Raw genomic sequence first — 14,486 nt, forward strand, 5'->3', positions numbered from 1 at the left:
TCTACATCGGATAGTACAGTCAAAAGAAGCGCCATCAATCTTATAGAATAATGGCGCTTCTTTTGTTTATTTCATTTTCTTTTCCAGAATCGTAATCCCCTGATATAAAATTGCTGAAACAATACAAAGAATAACGATCGACATGACGACTAAATCCATCTTAAAGACCTGACTTCCATAAATGATCAAATATCCAAGTCCCTTATTCGCCGCCAAAAACTCTCCAATAATAACACCAACAAGGCAGAGTCCGATGTTTACCTTCATATTGCTGATAATCAGCGGTACGGAGCCGGGCAGCAGGACCTTAGTGAGCACATCTTTTTTCGTTCCGCCGAGGGAATAGATGAGTTTGATTTTATCCGGATCTGTCTGCATGAAGCCGGTGTGAAGCGTCATGATACAGCCAAAGACGGCCACAGAGATAGCGGCCACAATGATAGTCTTTATGTTGTTGCCCAGCCATACGATCAGGATCGGGGCCAAAGCCGATTTCGGAAGACTGTTGAGCATGACGAGATAAGGCTCTAAAACCTCGGAAACGCTGCGGCTGGACCATAACAGGATCGCGGTCGCAAGACCGACCACGACGACGAGAGCAAAACTTACCAGTGTTTCCATAACTGTAACACCAGTGTGGAGAAAGATCGTACCGTCCTTCACCATGCTTATGAAGCATATGGTCATTCTGGAGGGAGAACTGAAGATGAAATCATTGATGATGCCCAGTCTTGCGCACAGTTCCCACAGAGCGAGAAAGAGCACCAGCAGCATGATGCGCAGAATCCGGACATTCCGGCGGTGAAGCATTTCTTTGGCAATGAATTCCTGTTGTGCCAGAGTTGGATGTGTCTCAATCATGGTTCTGCAGCTCCTTCCATACCTGATTAAAATAAGCGGAGAATTCCGGAGTATTCCGGCGTTCCAGTGGCCTTACATAGCCATCTCCGAAGGAAACAGGGACGATACCCTTCATTCTTCCCGGCCTGCTTGTCAGAATGATAACCCTGTCGGCGACGCTGATGGCCTCCGATAGATCGTGGGTGATCAGAATCGCTGTCTTATGGGTACTTTTTATGATAGAACTGATATCATCGCAGACTGCAAGTCTTGTCTGGTAATCCAGAGCGGAAAAGGGTTCGTCTAATAAAAGAAGGTCCGGTTCCAGGGCCAGTGTACGGACGAGAGCCGCACGCTGCCTCATACCTCCGGACAGCTCTGACGGACGGGAGTTTTTAAATGCCTCAAGTCCGTAAGTATTCAACATCTCATGTAATTTCTTTTTGGAACCGTCGTTCAGTTTTTTCTGAATTTCCAGTCCTAATTCGGCGTTGCCCAGGATGGTGCGCCACTCGAATAAATGGTCCCGCTGCAGCATGTATCCGATGCCCGCACCGGAATGTGTACGCGGGACTCCGTCTATGATAATCTCTCCTTCATCCGGTTCGATCAGACCGGACAATAAGGACAGCAGGGTGGATTTTCCACAGCCGGAAGGTCCGACGATGGCAATGAATTCCCCGTTATCTACCGTAAATGATATATTGGAAAGGGCCAGAGTCTCACCCTCGAGGGAATGATAGGAGTAGCTGACCCCACAAACTTCCAGTTTTGGCTTCATGGGTCCTCCTTGTATAACAGATTTATCTGATATAGTGTTATGATATGTACAAAGTCCGGGAAGTTGCAAGTACGGGATGGAAGTTTGGAATCGGAGCCTGATTATATACTGCTTTCTTAAGAATGCTTAAGGATACGTCCGAGTGATGGAAAATAAAAGACGTCCGGGTTATAATGACATCGGAGGTGCCGGAATGAAGAAAATACTATTTGCAGACGACGATCCCGAGATAAGAGAGGTTGTAAGAATATTACTGGCGAGAGACGGCTATGAGGTGGTGGAGGCCGTCAATGGAATCGAGGCGGTTGAAAAGGCAGACCACACGATTGATTTGATCATCTTGGATGTGATGATGCCGGGGTGTTCCGGTGTGGAGGCGTGCGGGGAGATCAGAAAGAAATCATCGGCTCCCATTCTGTTTTTGACGGCCAAATCCAGGGATCGGGACAAGGAAGAAGGATTTGCGGCGGGTGGAGACGACTATCTGGTGAAACCATTTTCCAGTGTGGAGTTAAAGGCCAGAGTCAATGCCATGCTTCGCCGCTACTGTGTATATAAAGGCAAGAAGGGGACAGAGAGGGAGGTAATCAGCCTTCCTGGCCTGGAAATCTTTGCAGATACGGAGGAAGTGATCAAGAATGGGGAACGGGTTCTTCTGACTGATATTGAGTACCGGATCCTGCTTCTTTTGGCGGAGAACCGTAAGAAGACGTATACTACACAGGACATTTATGAGGCGGTCTGGAATGAGCCGTTTTTATTTTCATCGAACAATACCGTGATGGTCCATATCCGGAATCTGAGAAAAAAACTGGAGGCTGATCCCCAGAATCCGCGCTGCATCCGGAATGTGTGGGGAAAGGGGTACCGAATTGATTAAGCTGCCTGTCGGAAAACAGAAATTATCATGGAGAAACAGACTTTGGGCAGAGTTAATGGCCTCGGTGGCAATCGCCATGGCGGCGGCATTTTGTCTCTATATGGGAATTCATACGGCTGCCTATGACTGGATAGACAGGACACAGAGTACCCAGGAAGCCTATGCGCGGCAGCTGACGCGGTCGGAAGAATTGCTGCGGCAGTATATCAGGGATAAGGACATCGCACTCTCTGATTTGAGCCCATTGGACGAGTGGGTCGACAGGGAAGCATATGTGGCAATGGTCATTTACCGCTCCGGGCGTGTAATCTATTCCTCATATCCCTATGATGTGGAAAATGTAACTATTTCAGAAGAGGAAGCGGCTGAGACTGAGGTCATGCCGGTGTCAGACGACAGCACGTATACATTTACATTTGCAGACGGAACGGCGTCAGTACTTTTGATGCCGTTCTATGAATACCGCTATTACCAGTGGGCAGACCGTATTTCTGTGATCTGTGGATTTTTGCTCTTTATTACTGTATTTCTGCACTTAATACAGAAAAAGACTTCTTATATCGAACTCTTAAAAAAAGAGCTTCAGATCTTGGAGGGCGGCCAGATGGAGTACGCTGTTTCCGTTAAGGGAAGCGATGAACTGGGGGAACTGGCAGAGGGGATCAACCGGATGCGGATTTCTATCCTGGAGCGGGAACAGAAGGAGGCAGAGGCCAGACAGGCCAATCAGGAACTGGTAACTGCCATGTCTCACGACCTGCGTTCCCCTCTCACGTCTTTGCTGGGATATCTGGAATTCCTGGACGAGGGGGAGACGGAGGATGCTGCCCAGCAGAAGCATTTTATCGCTACCAGCAGGAAGAAGGCCATGCAGATCAAGGAGATGTCAGACCGTCTGTTTGAATATTTTCTTGTGTACGGTAGAGAGGAAAAACCGGCCATGGAGCCGGTGGATGGGGCAGCTCTGTTCCAGCAGACGGTGGGAGAGAGCGCTTTTGCACTGGAAGGCCTGGGATTTACGGTGGATTTTCAAATGGAGGAGATGAAAGGGATTTACTACGTTTCCGTGGATTTATTCCGCAGGGTAGTGGATAACCTTTTTTCCAACTTGGCGAAGTACGCCGCCAGAGAATTTCCTATTGTAATTACCTGTGTACAGACGAAGGAAGGAGCCCGGATAACGATCCGCAACCGGAAAAGGACGGATGGGGCCCTGGTGGAGAGCTCCGGAATCGGTCTTAAGACGTGCAGGAAGATCATGGAGGAACACGAAGGCTCTTTTGAGACGACAGAAGATGAAGACAGATTTACCGCGACGCTGTTCCTGCCGGGAACGGCGCGCTAAAGGAAGAGAAACGCCGGCTGAAATGGCTGAAAAGTCATTTCAGCCGGCGTATTTTAAATTCTGAAGAAAACTGAATAAGAGGCCGGATTTATGGAAAAACGCCGCCTTACACGTTATAATGCGGATGAATTTATGATGAGAAATGAGGGATTTTAATTGATGAACAGACGATTATTTGCAGCTTCGACAGCGGCCTGCATCATGGTTGCAGCGGTATATCCGACGACCTCCCTGGCTGCCGTTAATATGGATTTGAAAAAGAAAGTAGTCGGCATGGCCGGGATCATGAACGTGACCAACACGGAAAAAAATGTTACCAGGGCAGAATATGCCAGGATGGTGGTGCTGGCCTCCCCCTACGGCAGTTCGGTGCCGCCGGAAGGCAGCAGTTCCGTCTTCGCGGATGTCGGAAGAGATCACGCCTGTGCATCCTACATTAAAACGGCAGTGGAAAAGGGATATATGACGGGTTATCTGGGCGGTGTGTTTAAACCGGACCAGAACGTCACACTCCAGGAGGCAGTCAGAGGCATTCTGGCACTGCTGGGATATAAGGATGAAGATTTTGCAGGCAGCCAGGCGGGAGGAAGGATATCCCAGTACCGTTTTTTGAAGCTTGACAGGAATGTGAACCGGGAAGCGGCGGAGCTCCTGTCGAGAGGGGATTGTATCAATCTGTTTTATAATCTGTTAAAGACGAAGCAGAAAGACGGCGGTGATATCTACGGCAAACTGTTTGGCTGTGAGCTGACCTCTGACGGAGAGATCAATCCCCTGAAAATGGCGGACAACGGTTTGAAGGGTCCCAGGCTGGTTCGAAGCAAGAGAAGTTTATCCAGCTATATTCCGTTTAAGCTGGATAAGGCCAATGTGTTTATCAACGGGGAGTCCTCCACGGTTTCGACACTGAAAGACGCGGTGGAGAGCGGCGGTGCGGTGCTGCTCTATTATCATCCCGGATCAAAGAGTATCTGGGCTTACACGGAGGATTCATCGGACAGCAGGCGCGGAATCGTCCGGGGGACGGTTTCCAACATCTATTATACCTCCGTGGACGTGATGTCACCCAGCGCCGTAACGCTGGAGGAAAGCGGAGATCAGTATCAGCTTGCCAGTTCGGAGATGCAGTTTGCGTTCTCCATGTACGGGAATGTCAGAGTCGGGGACACGGTCACGCTGGTCTATGAAAAGACCGTGAAAGAGGACGGAACAGAAACGTATACGGTATTGGATTATTTAGAAGACTGACAGGAGAACGGCCATGAAAAACAGGAAAAAGAAGAAAACGGTAATCATCGCGGCAGCGGCATTTGTGCTTTTGGCGGCCGCAGGAACCGCGGCCTTAAGGAGCAGCGGGCGAAGTGCAGGAACGGGCAAGGGGACAGCGGTGATGACTGCGCCGGTGACGCGGCAGGATATCAGTTCCAGACTCTCCTCCTCGGGAGTGCTGAAGCCAAGGAATTCCTATCATGTATCCTCTCTGGCAGAGGGCGAGATCACCAGTGCCGATTTCGAGGTGGGGGACCAGGTGGAAAAGGGCCAGGTGCTTTACCGGATCGATGTGAGCAGCATGGAAGAGGAGATGAAGGCTGCGCAGAATTCCGCGGAACGGGCGGCGAGAAACTTAGAAGAGGCCCAGAAGGACTATTCCAGAGCCCAGGGCTGGTTTAACGACGGTATTTTCCGCTCCGGTGACAGCGGATATATCAAAAAGATCTACATAAAAGCAGGCGAGACGGTGTCCAGCGGAACGAAGATCGCTGATATCGAGGATGATTCCATCATGCGGCTGAAGGTTCCTTTCCTTTCTGCGGAAGCGGCAGCCATCGGAACGGGAAGTACGGCCCTTGTTACCCTTTCATCCACGGGAGAACAGATACCGGGTACCGTGACAGCGGTCAGTTCAAAGGACGAGACGCTGACAGGAGGCCGGATTGTGCGCTATGTGACCATAGAGGCGGCCAATCCGGGTGGTCTGACCACGGAACAGTCAGCGGCCGCGTCGGTTGGCGATTACAGCAGCAGCCTGGAAGGAACCTTCAGCCCGGTAGTCGAGACGATATTAAGTGCAGATTTACCGGATAGTGTGACCGTAGAACAGCTTCTTGTCTCAGAAGGTGACTACGCTGCAAAAGGAGCGCCCATTTTCCGGTTCGACCGGGAATCGGCAGATAAGCTGATGAGAAGCTTCCGGGAGAAGCTGGACAGTGCGAAGGATGCCATGGACTCCGCCAACAGTAAGATCGAGAGTACGAAAAGCAGTATGAATAACTACACGATTACAGCACCGATATCAGGAACCGTCATCCGCAAAAACATGAAGGCTGGTGACAAAATTACGAGCAAAGGAAGCGGAGACGGGGTGATGGCGGTGATCTACGACCTTTCATCCATCACGTTTTCCATGTCAATAGACGAGCTGGACATATCGAAGGTGAAAACGGGGCAGACAGTACAGATTACGGCGGAAGCGGCCGGTGATGCGTCATTCCGGGGGATTGTGGAAAATGTAAGCCTGGAAAGCGCCAATAATAACGGAATTACCACGTATCCTGTCTCTGTGACAGTAAAAGATCCGAAGGGACTTCTGCCGGGAATGAACGTCAACGGGAAAATCCTTCTGGAGGAATCGAAGAACGCGCTGGTCATCCCGGCTGCCAGCCTGATGAGAGGAAATGTAGTGTATGTAAAGGATCCCTCGGTGAAAGCGGCGCAGGGGGAGGTACCCGCCGGATTCAGAGAGGTAACGGTGGAAACAGGAATCATGAACGATGAGCAGGTGGAGGTCACATCAGGCCTGGCGGAAGGCGATGAGGTCTATCTGGTTCCGGGTGCCGAAAGTACTGCGGGAAGCGAAAATATGGGAGAAGGAATGACGATGGACCTATAACAGGAAAGGAGGAGCGGCTATGGGCTCTTTGATTGATTTGCAGAACATCTATAAAATATACGAAATGGGAGATGAGGAGGTACGGGCCAACGACGGCATATCCCTCTCGATTGAAAGGGGCGAGATGACAGCCATTGTGGGAAAGTCGGGAAGCGGAAAATCCACGCTGATGAACATTATCGGTGCGCTGGATGTGCCTACCAGCGGGACGTACCATCTGGAAGGCGAGAACGTGGGGGAGATGACAGACAACCAGCTGGCGGATATCCGCAACCGGCTGATCGGATTCATCTTTCAGCAGTACAATCTGCTGACGCGCAGTACGCTTCTGGAAAATGTGGAGCTGCCGCTTATTTACGCCGGAATTGACGGGGAAGAACGGAGGGAACGCGCAATGGCGTCACTGAAACGGGTGGGTCTGGCGGATAAGTATAAAAATCTGCCGGGCCAGCTGTCCGGAGGCCAGCAGCAGCGTGTCTCTATCGCCAGGGCTCTGGCAGGCAGCCCTTCCCTGATCCTGGCCGATGAGCCGACAGGAGCCCTGGATTCCAGAACGAGCCGGGAGGTTCTGGATTTTTTAAAGCAGCTGAACGAAGAAGGAAACACCATCGTGATGATCACCCACGATAACTCCATTGCCCTGGAGGCAAAGCGGGTAATCCGGATCCATGATGGCAAGATTAATTTTGACGGGGATGTGAGCGACTATGCGGCAGTCATTTAAGATGGCAATCAAAAATATTATGAGCAACAAGATGCGTTCTTTCCTGACCATGCTGGGAATCATCATCGGGGTTGCTTCGGTCATTATTCTGGTGGGGCTGGTGGAAGGGCAGATGAACTACATAAGAGCCAGCTTCTCAGATATGGGAACCAACCAGCTGCAGGTGCAGCTGACCAATACTCCAACCAGATCGGTCTCCCCTCAGGATTTATATGCGTTTTACGATAAGAACAGAGCATACTTTAAGGAAATGTCTCCGCAGGTTTCTGTGAAGGCGACGATCAAGCATAAGACCGATAAGCTGACCAGAACCAGAATTTCCGGCGTCAGTGAGCAGTTTTACGGCATTGATGCGAAAAAGCTGGAAGCAGGTCGGTATATCCAGTATTCGGATATCGCATCCAGACAGTCAGTCTGTGTGCTTGGATACTTTACCGCCACGCGCCTGTTTGGGAGTGCGGAAGCGGCGGTGGGGGAGAGCGTGCGGTTTGACGGAAATGTGGTCAAGGTGGTTGGAGTGCTTAAGCGCCGGGATAAAGATGAGTTAAAGCAGGGAGGACCGGATGACCGCGCCCTGCTGCCGTATACCACGGCACTCTTAATGAATCAGAACGCCGATGTTTCCGATTATATCATAACGGTGGATAAGGTGGAGGAGATTGCCGCGGCCAGAATCCTTCTGACCGTGTTTCTCCAGGGCCGGTATAAGTCGCCGGACTATTTCTATATCAGTTCCATGAGCGAGATGTTAAAGTCCATGGAGTCTACTATGTCCATGATGTCGGCCGCCCTTGGAGGAATTGCCGGGATTTCTCTGCTGGTGGCAGGCGTCGGCGTGATGAACATCATGCTGGTGTCCGTGACGGAGAGGACTCGGGAAATCGGGATCAGAAAGTCCCTGGGGGCGAAAAAATCCGTGATTCTCCAGCAGTTTGTCATTGAGGCGGCGGTTACCAGCTCGATCGGAGGACTGGTGGGCATCGTACTGGGCTGTGTGATCACTCCGGCTGCGGGGAGCCTGATGCAGATGAAGGCTGCGGCCACGCTGCCTGCAATTCTTGTGTCGTTTGGCGTTTCTGCGGCAATCGGTCTGGTTTTTGGATATATGCCGGCGAGACGGGCGGCGAGCTTAAATCCCATTGATGCGCTTCGGAGTGAGTAGAAATCCAGGAAAAGTTGCACACAGTGAAGGGGATATGAGACGGAAATGGCGTAAATACGACGGTTTTATGGGGAAAAGTTAAAAATACCTTGCATTGACTGGAAAACAGTGCTATAATCGTAGCGATAACATGATAGAAGACTGATAAAGAGTGGGCGAGAGTCCACTCTTTCAATTTTGTGCAGAAAGGTGGGAAGAACATGACAAAAAGAGAGACCTACGAAAAGAAAACGGAAGACTACCTGCTTCCATTGATGGAAGAATATCATTTTGAACTGGTTGATGTGGAATATGTAAAAGAAGCGGGAAACTGGTATCTGCGTGCTTATATAGATAAGGAAGGCGGAATTACGGTCGACGACTGTGAGGTCGTCAGCAGAAGACTGGGAGACTGGCTGGACGAGAAGGATTTTATCGAGGACAGCTATATTCTGGAAGTGAGTTCACCGGGGCTGGGAAGGCCGCTTAAGAAAGATAAGGACTTCGACAGAAGCATTGGAAAAGATGTGGATATTAAATTGTACAAACCGATGAATAAACAGAAGGATTATACGGGTACTTTAAAAGCATATGATAAAGATACCGTGACAGTCACGGTGGAAGACGGGACCGAGCTTGTGTTGAACCGCCCGGAGATCGCATTAATCCGGCTGGCATTTGATTTCTAAACAGTATGATGGATGAGAGTAGGAGGATAAAAAAATGAATAAGGAACTGTTAGAAGCACTGAATATTCTGGAAAAAGAGAATAATATCAGCAAAGATACCCTACTGGAGGCGATCGAGAATTCTCTTCTTACAGCGTGCAAGAATCATTTTGGCAAGGCAGACAACGTCAAGGTGAGTATGAACCACGAGACCTGCGATTTTTCCGTTTACGCAGAGAAGGAAGTGGTGGAGGAAGTGGAAGACCCGCTGCTTCAGATCAGCCTGGCGGAAGCCAAGATGACGGATCCCAAATATGATATTGGAGATATTGTACAGTGTCCGATCGATTCCAAGAAGTTTGGACGTATTGCCACACAGAATGCGAAAAATGTAATCCTTCAGAAGATTCGGGAAGAGGGAAGAAAAGCCCTGTATAATGACTGGTACTGCCAGGAGAAGGAAGTGGTTACCGGTATTGTACAGAGATATTTAGGGAAGAATGTCAGCATTAACTTAGGTAAAGTCGATGCCATTTTAAATGAGACAGAGATGGTTAAGGGCGAGGTGTTCAAGGCCACGGAGAGAATCAAGGTTTACGTCCTGGAAGTAAAGGATACACCGAAGGGACCGAGAATTTCCGTATCGAGAACTCATCCGGATCTGGTGAAGCGTTTATTTGAATCGGAAGTGGCAGAGGTAAAGGACGGTACGGTAGAGATCAAGGCCATCGCCAGAGAAGCGGGGTCCAGAACGAAGATCGCCGTGAAATCCAACGACCAGAATGTGGATCCGGTAGGTGCATGTGTAGGTCTCAACGGCGCGAGGGTGAACTCCATTGTGAACGAGCTTCGCGGCGAGAAGATCGATATCATCAACTGGGATGACAATCCGGCATACTTAATTGAAAATGCGTTAAGCCCTGCAAAGGTAATCTGCGTAGTGGCTGACGAGGAATCCAGAGAAGCACAGGTTATCGTACCGGATTACCAGCTTTCTCTGGCAATCGGCAAGGAAGGCCAGAATGCAAGGCTGGCGGCAAGGCTGACAGGTTATAAGATTGATATCAAGAGTGAGACACAGGCCAGAGAGATGGGATTATTTGAAGAACTGGGTCTCGATTATCAGGAAGACGGAGGTTATGACGATTACGAAAGCGATTATCAGGAAGACGGCGAGGCAGAGTACCAGGAGGACTACCAGGACGACTACCAGGAGGATTACCAGGACGACGGCTTAGAGGCTGACAGCCAGGAAAAATAGAACGGGAAGTGATTGAAACGTGAGTACAAAGAAGATACCGCTCAGACAGTGTATCGGCTGTGGTGAGATGAAAAGTAAAAAAGAGATGATTCGTGTGCTTAAGACGTCGGAGGACGAGATTGTACTGGACGCAACCGGACGAAAGAACGGGCGCGGAGCATATTTATGTCCCTCCATGGACTGTTTTAAGAAGGCAGTTAAGAACAAGGGTCTGGAACGCTCCTTTAAGACGGCGATTCCAAAGGAAGTATACGAAACGTTGGAAAAGGAGATGGAACAGCTTGGATGACAGACAGAAAGTTCTTAATCTGATTGGTCTGGCTACAAAGGCCGGGAAGACTGCAAGCGGAGAATTCATGACGGAGAAATCCGTGAAGAGTGGAAAGGCATTTCTGGTGATCGTGTCGGAGGAGGCTTCTGACAATACCAGAAAGATGTTCACCAATATGTGTACTTACTATAAAGTTCCAATCTACTTTTTCGGAAAAAAGAGCGAGCTCGGCCATGCGATGGGAAAGGAAATGAGAGCTTCCCTTGTCATGATGGACGCGGGGTTCGCAAAAGCAGTCGTGAAACTATTGAATACAAATGGAGGTAGTAAGTATGAGAGTATATGATCTGGCAAAAGAACTGGGAAAAGACAGCAGTAAAGAGATACTGGATATCCTGGAAAAGCACGATATAAATTTAAAAAGTTCATCCAATATAACGGATGACCAGGCGTCTATCGTCAGAAAAGCGATGGGCGGCGCTGCAAAAAGCAGCGAGGGAAGGCAGAACGCACCGGCCCCGGCAAAACCGGCAGGTGAAGATTCAGCTAAAACAGAAGGTTCGGCAGAGCCGCACAAGAAGAAAATAGCAGCAGTTTTCCGTCCCCAGAACGCGCAGATGAAGCCGCAGCGTCCACAGGGTCAGGGAAACCGCGATGGAAGACCGCAGGGTCAGGGAAGCCGCGACGGAAGGCCACAGGGCCAGGGAAGCCGCGACGGAAGACCGCAGAGTCAGGGAAACCGTGACGGAAGACCGCAGAATCAGAGCGGCATCAATGAGCAGAGAACCGCGGGAAACACCACCGTATCCGGTCAGAGTGTCCAGCCGCGTGAGGCAGCAGACAACGCGGTAAAACCGCAGCAGACACAGGCAGCGCAGAGCCAGACGACACCGGTTTTACCGGGCCAGGGCCAGACTCCTCAGGCGCCGGCTTCTGCTAGTCCGTCACCGCAGGCTCAGCCTCCGCAGACAGACGCACGTACCGGCCAGGATTCATCTGCAAGACCGCAGAGCCAGGGCTACCAGGGAAACCGTGACGGAAGACCGCAGGGCCAGGGCTATCAGGGAAACCGCGACGGAAGACCGCAGGGCCAGGGTTACCAGGGGAACCGCGACGGAAGACCGCAGGGCCAGGGCTACCAGGGAAACCGCGACGGAAGACCGCAGGGCCAGGGCTATCAGGGAAACCGTGACGGAAGACCGCAGGGCCAGGGTTACCAGGGAAACCGCGACGGAAGACCGCAGGGCCAGGGCTACCAGGGAAACCGCGACGGAAGACCGCAGGGCCAGGGCTACCAGGGAAACCGCGACGGAAGACCGCAGGGCCAGGGTTACCAGGGAAACCGCGACGGAAGACCGCAGGGCCAGGGTTACCAGGGAAACCGTGACGGAAGACCGCAGGGCCAGGGTTACCAGGGAAACCGCGACGGAAGGCCGCAGGGCCAGGGCTATCAGGGAAACCGTGACGGAAGACCGCAGGGCCAGGGAGGCTATCAGGGAAACCGCGACGGAAGACCGCAGGGCCAGGGCTACCAGGGAAACCGCGATGGAAGACCGCAGGGCCAGGGAGGCTACCAGGGAAACCGTGACGGAAGACCGCAGGGCCAGGGAGGCTATCAGGGAAACCGCGACGGAAGGCCGCAGGGCCAGGGCGGTTATCAGGGAAACCGCGATAATCGCGGAGGCAGACCGCAGGGACCGGGAGGACGTCCGGGAGCAGGAAGAGACGGCGGAGCAAAATCCTTTGACACGCCGATTCAGGCAAAGCCAACGAGCAACAGAGGCAATAAAAACGCATATAAAAACGACAGATTTGATAAGAGAGACAAGGATGACGATGCAAAGAAGCAGCTGGGTAAGGGCGGCAAGTTTAAAGCGCCGATCCAGCCGCCGGTACACGAGGAACCCAAGGTAGAGGTCGTTAAGACAATCGTCCTTCCTGAGATTTTAACAATCAAGGAATTAGCGGAGAAGATGAAGCTTCAGCCTTCAGCAATCGTTAAGAAGCTGTTCCTGCAGGGAAAGATCGTAACCCTGAATCAGGAGATTGATTTTGATCAGGCCGAAGAGATCGCCATGGAATACGAAGTTCTCTGCGAAAAAGAAGTGAAGATAGACGTTATTGAAGAACTCTTAAAAGAGGAAGAGGAGAACGAGGCCGATATGGTCGCCAGACCTCCGGTAGTCTGCGTAATGGGTCACGTAGACCATGGTAAAACCTCTCTTCTTGATGCGATTCGTCAGACCAATGTGACATCCAGAGAAGCCGGCGGCATCACTCAGCATATCGGTGCCTACATGGTGGAAATCAATGGACAGAAGATCACCTTCTTAGACACCCCGGGCCATGAGGCATTTACGGCCATGCGTATGAGGGGGGCACAGTCTACTGATATCGCAATCCTGGTAGTTGCGGCGGACGACGGCGTGATGCCGCAGACCGTAGAGGCGATCAACCATGCGAAGGCGGCAGGCGTAGAGATTATTGTGGCAATCAATAAGATCGATAAGCCAAGTGCCAACATCGACAGAGTAAAACAGGAATTATCCGAATATGAACTGATTCCGGAGGACTGGGGCGGCAGCACGGTATTCGTACCGGTATCCGCGCATACGAAGGAAGGAATTCCGGAGCTTCTGGAAATGATCCTTTTAACCGCAGAGGTGAAGGAACTGAAAGCCAATCCGAACAGAAATGCCAGAGGTTTGATCATCGAGGCAGAGCTTGACAAGGGAAAAGGCCCGGTTGCCACCGTTCTGGTACAGAAGGGCGTTCTCCACGTGGGAGATACCGTCGCTGCCGGTTCCTGCTACGGAAAAGTCCGCGCCATGATGGATGACAAGGGCCGCAGAGTCAAAGAGGCCGGTCCATCCACACCGGTAGAAATTCTTGGACTTAACGATGTTCCAAACGCAGGCGAAGTTCTGGTAGGTACTGTGAACGAGAAGGAAGCGAGAAACTTCGCAGAGACATTTATCTCTGAAGGCAAGAATAAATTACTGGAAGATACAAAAGCTAAGTTATCACTGGATGACTTATTCAGCCAGATCAAGGCCGGCAACATTAAGGAACTGCCGATCATCGTCAAAGCTGACGTACAGGGTTCTGTGGAAGCAGTGAAGCAGAGTCTTGTGAAGCTGTCCAATGAAGAGGTTATGGTAAAAGTAATCCACGGCGGTGTCGGCGCCATCAACGAATCCGACGTATCTCTGGCTTCCGCTTCCAACGCCATCATCATCGGCTTTAACGTAAGACCGGATGTGACGGCGAAGTCCATAGCGGAGCGCGAGAAAGTGGATATGAGACTTTACAAGGTAATCTATCAGGCAATTGAGGATGTGGAAGCGGCCATGAAGGGCATGCTGGATCCGATCTTTGAAGAGCAGGTGATCGGCCACGCCATTGTGCGTCAGACCTTCAAGGCTTCCGGCGTTGGTACGATCGCAGGTTCCTATGTCATGGATGGTAAGTTCCAGAGGGGCTGCAGCGTACGTATTACACGTGCCGGAGCGCAGATTTACGATGGACCTCTGGCTTCCTTAAAGAGATTTAAGGATGACGTGAAGGAAGTGGCGACAGGTTATGAGTGTGGTCTTGTATTTGAGAAGTTTAACGACATCCAGGAAGACGACATGATTGAAGCATACGCAATGGTAGAGGTTCCCCGCTAGGTCTTAAGCGGAAG

The 14,486-nt window shown here is 51.0% G+C and carries 13 protein-coding genes; 11 read left to right on the forward strand and 2 right to left on the reverse strand.

Features of this window, described 5'->3' with window-relative positions; all coding sequences use genetic code 11:
* Positions 1-66: 66 nt before the first annotated feature.
* Positions 67-861, reverse strand: a complete 795-nt coding sequence (locus NE473_RS10835; protein ID WP_022033149.1) for an ABC transporter permease — start codon at positions 859-861, stop codon at positions 67-69.
* Positions 854-1,621, reverse strand: coding sequence for an ABC transporter ATP-binding protein (locus NE473_RS10840; protein ID WP_006776501.1), 768 nt, complete (start codon positions 1,619-1,621; stop codon positions 854-856). The genes NE473_RS10835 and NE473_RS10840 overlap by 8 nt, the downstream gene beginning before the upstream one ends.
* 193 nt (positions 1,622-1,814) lie before the next feature.
* Here NE473_RS10840 and NE473_RS10845 point away from each other — a divergent pair, with 193 nt between their 5' ends.
* From NE473_RS10845 to infB, 11 genes are all read left to right on the forward strand, one after another.
* Positions 1,815-2,501: a response regulator transcription factor gene (locus NE473_RS10845; RefSeq protein WP_055649720.1), complete on the forward strand. Its 687-nt coding sequence runs from the start codon at positions 1,815-1,817 to the stop codon at positions 2,499-2,501.
* Entirely contained in the window at positions 2,494-3,846 is a 1,353-nt protein-coding gene (locus NE473_RS10850; protein WP_055649681.1) for a sensor histidine kinase, read from the forward strand. The genes NE473_RS10845 and NE473_RS10850 overlap by 8 nt, the downstream gene beginning before the upstream one ends.
* 159 nt (positions 3,847-4,005) lie before the next feature.
* Positions 4,006-5,094, forward strand: coding sequence for an S-layer homology domain-containing protein (locus NE473_RS10855; protein WP_055649682.1), 1,089 nt, complete (start codon positions 4,006-4,008; stop codon positions 5,092-5,094).
* 13 nt (positions 5,095-5,107) lie between these two features.
* On the forward strand, positions 5,108-6,736 hold the full coding sequence (locus NE473_RS10860) for an RND family efflux transporter (RefSeq protein WP_055649683.1): 1,629 nt from the start codon (positions 5,108-5,110) through the stop codon (positions 6,734-6,736).
* A 19-nt stretch (positions 6,737-6,755) separates the two neighbouring features.
* Entirely contained in the window at positions 6,756-7,460 is a 705-nt protein-coding gene (locus tag NE473_RS10865) for an ABC transporter ATP-binding protein (protein ID WP_006776846.1), read from the forward strand.
* Entirely contained in the window at positions 7,444-8,622 is a 1,179-nt protein-coding gene (locus NE473_RS10870; RefSeq protein ID WP_055649684.1) for an ABC transporter permease, read from the forward strand. Before NE473_RS10865 ends, NE473_RS10870 begins: the two co-directional genes overlap by 17 nt.
* A gap of 200 nt (positions 8,623-8,822) precedes the next feature.
* Entirely contained in the window at positions 8,823-9,290 is a 468-nt protein-coding gene (gene rimP, locus NE473_RS10875; RefSeq protein WP_039893434.1) for a ribosome maturation factor RimP, read from the forward strand.
* Between the two features lie 34 nt (positions 9,291-9,324).
* Complete coding sequence (gene nusA, locus NE473_RS10880; RefSeq protein ID WP_006776849.1) at positions 9,325-10,530, forward strand: transcription termination factor NusA; 1,206 nt, start codon at positions 9,325-9,327, stop codon at positions 10,528-10,530.
* A gap of 19 nt (positions 10,531-10,549) precedes the next feature.
* A complete protein-coding gene (rnpM, locus tag NE473_RS10885; protein ID WP_022033157.1) occupies positions 10,550-10,819 on the forward strand; it encodes an RNase P modulator RnpM in 270 nt (89 codons plus the stop codon).
* Positions 10,812-11,147: a L7Ae/L30e/S12e/Gadd45 family ribosomal protein gene (locus tag NE473_RS10890; protein ID WP_022033158.1), complete on the forward strand. Its 336-nt coding sequence runs from the start codon at positions 10,812-10,814 to the stop codon at positions 11,145-11,147. Before rnpM ends, NE473_RS10890 begins: the two co-directional genes overlap by 8 nt.
* Positions 11,134-14,472 (forward strand): translation initiation factor IF-2, encoded by a 3,339-nt coding sequence (gene infB / locus NE473_RS10895; RefSeq protein WP_256265231.1) that lies wholly within the window; start codon positions 11,134-11,136, stop codon positions 14,470-14,472. The genes NE473_RS10890 and infB overlap by 14 nt, the downstream gene beginning before the upstream one ends.
* Positions 14,473-14,486: the final 14 nt, after the last annotated feature.

This window comes from Hungatella sp. SL.1.14, from assembly GCF_024460495.1.
Lineage (GTDB): Bacteria > Bacillota > Clostridia > Lachnospirales > Lachnospiraceae > Hungatella > Hungatella hathewayi.